The organism is Sulfitobacter aestuarii, assembly GCF_042685005.1.
Classification (GTDB): domain Bacteria; phylum Pseudomonadota; class Alphaproteobacteria; order Rhodobacterales; family Rhodobacteraceae; genus Sulfitobacter; species Sulfitobacter aestuarii.
On the sequence record NZ_JBHUMP010000041.1, the window covers coordinates 1 to 7,611 of the forward strand.

A 7,611-nucleotide genomic window follows, 5' to 3' on the forward strand; every position below is an offset into this window, starting at 1 on the left:
CCTCGCCTTTACCGTGATGAGGGTGAATCATGTTCTCAAACCGCTGTCGAGGTGGGACTATTTCAGCGGCCTGTTAGTGCATCTTGGTCGTCGACGCGGTCAATACGAAGTTAGCGGTTTGATATCGGTAGCTTATCAGAGAGTACGGTGTCAGCCAGCCCCGCACGGCAACTTATCCACAATGGCTCTACCACTTTAGCAACAAGCACAACCCAAAGCTGGCGTACAGAAAACCTGCCGGTCAGAATCAGCTGCTTGCAACCAACGCCGCGTGAAGGTTGGTCAGGGTTCCATAGGGGCACGAAGGCTCCTTGGTCGATGGGATGGTTCCAAGGTAAGGGAGCGGCGAAGCGCTCCCTTCTTTGGTCTCGATGAAGTCGTCATGGGGTATCGCTGGGCGCTCGAAGGCTCCCCTGATTGGTGATCGAACGGCCAGACGTTTCGTGCATGGTTCGGGTGAAGGGTGGAGCGGCAGTGCTCCAAGTCCCTTCGAGTGGGGTTCAGGGGTGGCGCGGTAGCCCCTGATCTTCCTGAAGGGATCGATGGGTTTGGGAGAGCTGAAGTCTCCCATGAGTATTTGACCGGCGATACGGTCTCCTGGCTCTGGATGGGTTCGATACCCTGGAAGAGCCAGCAGCCGGAGGGATGCAACGGGAGCGCGCAGCGGGCTCCCTTGCCAAGATCGGTGTGGTACTACCACACACATCTTGCGTTTGCTCTTAATCCAAAGGAGCAGGAAGGAATTCGATCTTTTGCGTGGCGGGGCTCTGAACCATGCCTGCTGCGAAAAGTAACAACGAGGACGGTCTCCAAGGAAATACTGAAGAAGGCTTAGTGCGCTGGCATGTCAGCAAATTAGCATTGAAAAGTAGGTACTTTTATGGCTACATCCTCACATGACATTTAAGCATGACTTATTGCTAAAAGGCTATTTGCCAGAAAATTTGCCACCAGCCTTTACGACAGCGACAATCGCAGATCATTTCTCGGCCAATCCGCCACGTGGTTACGTGACCGATGGCAGAAATCCCCTGCGAGCTGCAACCTACAACGCCTCAAAACGGGGGCTTACGCGACGCGTGTTCTCTGCAGTTCATCCTGCAACTGCACACGACATGGCTGAGTTCGTTTCGAGTCGCTGGACAGACATCAACGAATTCTTCGCAAGAAGCTCGGCCAGTTTTTCGGTGCCGGACCATGATGTAGATGCTGACCGCGCCCTTGTAATCAATTCGCATATGGCACTTGAAGAAGAGAAGGTGAGCCGACTTTCTTCTTACCGATTTATTGCCGGAACAGACATCGCCCGGTTTTATCACTCGATTTACACGCATTCTATACCCTGGGCCTATCATGGCAAGGCAGCTTCCAAAGCTGATCGGCGGGTACAATCAGCGAATGTTTTCTTCAATCGAGCAGATTGGCTGATCCGCAGTGGTCAAGACGGGCAAACCGTTGGAGTTCCGGTAGGCCCTGATATGTCACGAGTTTTTGCAGAAGTAATCGGCACCGCAATCGATATTGAATTTATGCGGCGGCTTGACGGGATCGACTGCACGGTAGTGCGGCATGTTGACGATGTATGGATCGGCGCAAATTCACATGCCGATGCGGAGCGCGCACTTTCTCGCTATCGGGAAGCCATCCGTGAATTTGAGTTAGACATCAACGAGAATAAGACACGAATTTATTCCGAAGATTTCAGTTTCTCTGATTTCTGGCCGTCGGAAATTTCAGGGCAGATCGAGTTCGCCGTCGGGACAACGGGACGGCGGGCCAGAGACCGGCTGCGATCCGCACTTGAGCACGCCTTTGCGAGTGCCGTTGCCAAAAATGACGATGGAATTCTGAAGTACGTTTTGCGTTATATTGATCAACATGAGTTGAGTCTTGACCACTGGGATGTTGTTGAGCCGTTTCTCAAACGGCTTGCCGTCCATTTTGGACACACTGTTGACTACGTCGCTCGCATATTAGTTTGGCGTCAGTTGGCAATTGGTGATCTAGATGTCGAGTCATGGCACTCAATATTGGCTACGATTCTCGATAATCATGGACGCTTGGGAAACGACAGCGAAGTCTGTTGGACGATATACGCTCACCACCATCTGAATATTTCCATCAATATCGAACATGCGCGACGTATCATCCAGAATTGTGGCGCATTAACGACCGTCGCTCTATTGAATGGTATTGAACCGGGCCTCGTAGATGTTGCTGTTCTCGCTGACGCGCAAACACGGCTGAGCACCGAAACTGATCGAGGGCGGTATTGGCCTCTATTTTTGGAGTGGAAGACCAAGCGTTGGCCTGGGCATGAGCAGATACTTCTCTCAGATCCTGTAATGCAAAACCTGCACGCGAGTGGTGCTTTCATTTATGATCGCACTATCCTTCCAGTCGTATTCCGTAATATTGACGAAGACGATTTTGGCACGATTTCTTTTGCCATTGAGCCCCGCTCAAGCATGTACGATGATGAGGATGCAGAGGCGGATAATCCATTTTAACGCCTCATTGCCATCAATTTTGCAAACTCTTGCTCGCGCGCGCTTAGACGCTCAGAGCAGTGCAAACTTTCCATACTGGCACTTATCACTGCGCAGCACGGTGGCCGGATAGCTTGGGGACTATCTCGAAGCGGTCGTGCTCATTGAAGTGATCCACCTGGTCATCCGCCAAGTGCGAGATCAACGCGGTCGCTGATCCTGCAGCAGCAGGACATGACCCAGTACGACGTCGTGAAGTTCATCGTGCGGGCTGGCTCGTGTCAAATAGTGCAAGACGACACCAAGAAGGCACATGAACAGCCAGCGGCAGTAGCTTGTCGGCAGGCTGAAAACGTCAAGGTACACAGGCTTAAAGCCGCCATCATGCCATTTTCGCGGTGGCCGGTACGACAGCTTTTCAGAGGCTCTCACGCTCGCTGAGCCGTACACCACTCAGGGTTTAGATCATTCCAGCGCCAAGCTCTTCCTTGGAGCACCCCGACTAGACGCCCAGGTCTATCGGCAGGTCGGCACGCAACCCGAGAGGAAACAAAAAATGAACGGCTTTGGACATCATGGCAGGCAGCAAGGTGGGAATGGCTCTGACCCCACTGATTTTGTCGCAATCATCGCGGGTGCGGGCGCAGCCTTTCTCTGGGCCGATCCGGCCTTCGAAATCACGTTGAGCGCTTTTCGTCAGATTGCTCTGCGCAACTACGGGCGCGAAATGCTCGATGTTCTGGAATGGGCGTATTGGGCGTTTCTGCACCTATTCATTTTTGCGGCAACCCGCGTCGCTACGAAATTGGCGCTCGCCGCCATCATTACTGCAGTCGGATACCGGCTTGCACTCTCGTTCTAACCGCAACCCTCAGAAAAATAGAAAGGAGGTAAAAAAAATGCCAAGAGAAGTTCGTGAAGAAGTTGGGAAAGTGATCCGAGTTCGGACGGTCAAGACTGGCTGGGAGAAGTTTGTCGAGTTTGTTCAGAACTTGGCCGCAGGAGTCGTCAGCCTAGTCGTATTCTGCGCAATCGTTGCTGCGATTTTTGGCTGAAGAAAGGCTGGCGGGTTCTTCGAGCCCGCCAGTTCCTCCCCATACCCCATTAAATGCACAAGGAAACTCGGCAGGCATGTCCCATTCCCACGATCATCCGTTTGGCTCGGCGCGTTTTGCGAGCGATGCTGAAATTCGCCGCGCGTTTAAGGCCAAGGGCGTGTTGCCTGTGGCCTATAGCCGTGGTCGATTTCTTAGCCATTCCCGCGATGCCGGAATGCTGCTCATCAGCGGGGCTGGGGCCGGTAAATTCACCAGCGTGCTTGCTCACCTGATGGGAACGCTCGCACGTGCGCCAGGACCGGTGCGCATGGTGGTAATCGATCCTAAGGGCGAGATGTTCCTCACATTTGGTGCCGGGCTCATTCATCAAGGCGCTCATGTTTACCTGATAGATGCCTATGGCGCTACGGGAGCAGCCTCGCACAGCCTCAATCTTTTCAGCCATCTGACGCCGAGTTCCCGCACGCTGGTTGCCGATTGCGACCGGGCGGCGCTCAACTGGATTCCCGACGGTGGAAACGGTGACTCCCGCTTCTTTGAAATCAAAGCGCGGACGTGGCTTGCCGCCATCATGCGCGGCCTTGTCCACGCCGATGGCACGCTTTCCCTGCCGCGTCTGAGAGAGCTCGTTGCCATGATCGTCAGCGCGCCGGACGCCTGGGCTGAGATGAGCTCGGCACTCGCGGCTCTGGGTGAGCCCGATCTGGCGGGCACTTTCGGTGAGATGCTCAAGATGTCTGAGGATGGCCAGCGAACCTATCAGTCCGTGCTGGGCGAGATCACCAACGCGCTTGCGCCTGCTAGCGACCCGAACATCCAGAAAGCATTTGTTGGCGGCGATGAAGCGGATGTTTCTTTTGATATTCTCACCGAGGATCGCAACCAGCCGATCATTCTCTTTATCGTCTTCCCTGCGGAGTTGACGGTCCGGAACGCTGCGGTGCTGCGTCAGACCATCTCGACACTCAGGACCACCAAGCATCGCAAGCCGCACGCTCCGCGCATCCATGTTGTCATCGACGAGGCGGGACAGCTCGGACGGGCAAGCGAGCTCTTGGAAATGTACACTTTTGATCGCGGGCCAGGGCTGACCCCGCTGTGTGTTTTCCAGGACTACGGGCAAATACGCCGCAATTTAGGTGAGTCCGCAGCGACGACGCTTACGGCCAGTGCCGATCTCGAACTTTATCTCGGCGGCGGCGTGTCCGATCTGGAGACGGCGGAGTATCTGAGCCGAAAGCTTGGTGATCAAACTCTTCAATTGGCCGATACGCTCACGCGCGAACGCGCGGCACGGGCGAAGCGTGAAGCCATCCATGCCGTCCTGTATGAAGGCGCAGACCCCTTCAAGACAGGCATGGTCATGCGGGCGCTGGATGCCGAAACCCAGCATGTGCGCAAGCAGGCGCGGCGTCTCATGCAGCCAAGTGAAATCATGAGCTTACCGCGTGGCAACGCCCTGGTGGTTCCGTCTGGCTATAGCATTGACCCGTTCGTCGCGCCGGTTCGCCCGTATTTCACACGCCCCGAATATGCAGGGCTGTACGGCCCTAATCCTTACTTCGACCGCGACATGGGTTCGGTCCGCGTGCGAACGCGCCTTGGCTATCGTCGCCGCCGCGTGATCCGCGAGGCCGTGCCCGAGCGCTTCAAAGCATTCCCTCAATACAAGCACGGCGAATGGGAATTCATCGAGGGCTATCGCCCGAAACTCAAGTGAGAAGGAGAACAGCAGTGATCAGATTCATTTTTGTCCAACGGAAACAAGCGAAGCCAAGAAAAGGCTCCGGTATCAGTGAACGCGCAATTTTCGGTGTGGGGTGCCTTGTTTCCACCGCCCTTATCTACCCGGCATTTGCTGATGGCGAGCCCTTGATAGCATCGTCGTTTGTGTTTGCCGCAATCTGCACCGGCTATGCCGCGATATTCTCGAAATAGCAGATTCCAAGCTAGGCCGAAGGACATTCCCCATTGAGCACGCCCAAAAGCATACGGCAGGCCTTTGCAGAGCAAGCGCATGCAGAAACATCTGTTCGGCGTGAATGCCTGCCGGACCCGCAAAAGCTCGTCGAGCGCGGCATCCAGACCAAGGAAAGCATAGACTGGCAAGACGCCTTGCATCCCGGAGTGCCCGCACCAGAGCCGAGACCGGCGGACCTATTGGTTCGTCAGTCTGCGCTTGAGGCTCAGCGGGAAGAACACCGCGCGAAGATCAACCGCTTGCGCGAGAATTTTCGACAGCGTCCCGAAGAAGCACGGCGCGATTTCAGCACAGCCCGCGACTACCGGGGGCCAGAACATGAGAGGTGAATTTGCATGACAATTCCAATAGGTGGTAAAATGGGAGCTGAGGGCCCGGGCAAAACGCAGGCCCGTAGCGGTCTGCACAGGATTATTGCCCAATTTTGGACCCATAATCCGGGGCGCGAGGATCGCGCGGGGCAACCGGAACAACGACAACCCAAAAATCCACGATTACGCGCCAGATCGCGCGGCCTATGGGCCTCGGCGATGACGAGCTCGTATGTTCAAGAAGGGCTAATATGATGGATGGGAATGACCGCAGCGCGCTGCAGCTGCATTTTGATGCGGCGACAAGCAAGAAAACGCTGAGCATCGATGTCGAGCGCTATCAGCACATGCTCGATGAGCTGGGCTTGAGCGAAGAGCAGAAAGACCAGTTCCTGGAGGCGCTGTGGAGCATCATCATCGCCTATGTCGATCTCGGTTTTGAAGTCCATCCCGCTCAGGAAGTCTGTGGAAAAGACGAAAAAGCGCTGGAAGAACAGGACAAGAACGCACGAGGCGCGCTAAACTCAGAGGCAAGTTCACAGATAATAGATGACCATGACGCGCCGCGCTCGTGAAGCGGCGCGGGAAAGGTAGGATTCATGCAACAAATATTGGAGCAAAAACAACAAGCAGGGCTCTGCGCACTCATATATTGCCGCGTCTCGTCCACCAAGCAACGGATCGAGGGCAGCGGCCTAGAGAGCCAGGAGCAGCGCTGCCGCGTCTATGCCGATCAGCAAGGCTATGACGTTGAAGCCGTTTTCCCCGACGATGTGTCCGGCGGCGGCGACTTCATGCAGCGGCCCGGCATGCGCGCCATGCTGGCCTATCTCGATGCTCAAGCGGGCAAGCCTTATGTCGTCATTTTTGATGATCTAAAACGCTTTGCGCGCGATACCGAGTTTCACATCAAGCTGCGCCGTGAATTTGCAAAACGCGGCGCGCTGGTCGAGTGCCTGAACTTCAAGCTCGAAGACACGCCCGAGGGCGTGTTTATCGAGACGATCATGGCCGCGCAGGGCCAGTTGGAGCGGGAACAAAACCGCCGCCAGGTGATCCAGAAGATGAAGGCACGCGTCGAGAACGGCTTTTGGGTCTTCAAGGCTCCCGTGGGTTACAATTATGTTGCTGCCAAAGGTGGTGGCGGCAAGGTCTTGGTGCCTGATGAGACGCTCGCGCCAATCGTGCGCGAGGCGCTGGAGGGCTACGCAACCGGGCGATTTGTATCACAAGCGGAGGTGCAGCGGTTCTTGGAGGGCAATCCATTCTATCCGAAGGATAAGAAGGATGGCTCGATTCGTCCGATGACCATAACGCGCTTGCTCAAGAAGGCTGTCTATGCGGGCTATGTCGAAGCCCCGAAATGGGATGTCAGCCTCCGCCAAGGTCAGCATGAGGGCCTCATCACCTTCGAGACCCATCAGCGTATACTGGACAATCTGGAAGGCAAGAAGCGCGCGCCTGCGGCGCGTAAGGATTACAATGAGGATTTCCCGCTGCGCGGCTTCGTGCTGTGCGACTGCTGCGGCAACGCCATGACGGCTGCGTGGAGCACGGGCTGCCGTAAACGCTATGCGTATTACCGCTGCGAGACGCGCGGTTGTGAAGCCAAGAGCAAATCGGTCGCGCGCGCGAAGATGGAAGCAGGATTCGTAGACATCCTGAAGACACTTCAGCCATCGCCACAACTCTTCAGTAAGCGGTCGCGGGATAGCACTGTCGGTTCAGCTTGACGTCCTGAAGTTCCACGGCAGCAGATCGTCGATGCGGCT

At 55.6% G+C, this 7,611-nt stretch carries 7 protein-coding genes; all 7 read left to right on the plus strand.

Annotation, left to right across the window (positions count from 1 at the left end; all coding sequences use genetic code 11):
• Positions 1-896: 896 nt before the first annotated feature.
• Positions 897-2,510: an RNA-directed DNA polymerase gene (locus ACFSUD_RS19130; RefSeq protein ID WP_386376099.1), complete on the plus strand. Its 1,614-nt coding sequence runs from the start codon at positions 897-899 to the stop codon at positions 2,508-2,510.
• 535 nt (positions 2,511-3,045) lie between these two features.
• On the plus strand, positions 3,046-3,351 hold the full coding sequence (locus ACFSUD_RS19135; protein WP_386376100.1) for a hypothetical protein: 306 nt from the start codon (positions 3,046-3,048) through the stop codon (positions 3,349-3,351).
• A gap of 269 nt (positions 3,352-3,620) precedes the next feature.
• On the plus strand, positions 3,621-5,267 hold the full coding sequence (locus tag ACFSUD_RS19140; RefSeq protein ID WP_386376101.1) for a type IV secretory system conjugative DNA transfer family protein: 1,647 nt from the start codon (positions 3,621-3,623) through the stop codon (positions 5,265-5,267).
• Positions 5,268-5,281: 14 nt separating this feature from the next.
• Positions 5,282-5,485: a hypothetical protein gene (locus ACFSUD_RS19145; RefSeq protein ID WP_386376102.1), complete on the plus strand. Its 204-nt coding sequence runs from the start codon at positions 5,282-5,284 to the stop codon at positions 5,483-5,485.
• Positions 5,486-5,518: 33 nt separating this feature from the next.
• Positions 5,519-5,857: a hypothetical protein gene (locus ACFSUD_RS19150; RefSeq protein ID WP_386376103.1), complete on the plus strand. Its 339-nt coding sequence runs from the start codon at positions 5,519-5,521 to the stop codon at positions 5,855-5,857.
• 233 nt (positions 5,858-6,090) lie between these two features.
• Positions 6,091-6,414, plus strand: a complete 324-nt coding sequence (locus ACFSUD_RS19155; RefSeq protein WP_386376104.1) for a hypothetical protein — start codon at positions 6,091-6,093, stop codon at positions 6,412-6,414.
• A 24-nt stretch (positions 6,415-6,438) separates the two neighbouring features.
• A complete protein-coding gene (locus tag ACFSUD_RS19160) occupies positions 6,439-7,572 on the plus strand; it encodes a recombinase family protein (RefSeq protein ID WP_386376105.1) in 1,134 nt (377 codons plus the stop codon).
• Positions 7,573-7,611 lie beyond the last annotated feature (39 nt).

Coding starts and splice junctions, on each gene's coding strand:
- ACFSUD_RS19130 (WP_386376099.1), top strand. CDS start 897: ATGACATTTAAGCATGACTTATTGCTAAAAGGCTATTTGCCAGAAAAT.
- ACFSUD_RS19135 (WP_386376100.1), top strand. CDS start 3,046: ATGAACGGCTTTGGACATCATGGCAGGCAGCAAGGTGGGAATGGCTCT.
- ACFSUD_RS19140 (WP_386376101.1), top strand. CDS start 3,621: ATGTCCCATTCCCACGATCATCCGTTTGGCTCGGCGCGTTTTGCGAGC.
- ACFSUD_RS19155 (WP_386376104.1), top strand. CDS start 6,091: ATGATGGATGGGAATGACCGCAGCGCGCTGCAGCTGCATTTTGATGCG.
- ACFSUD_RS19160 (WP_386376105.1), top strand. CDS start 6,439: ATGCAACAAATATTGGAGCAAAAACAACAAGCAGGGCTCTGCGCACTC.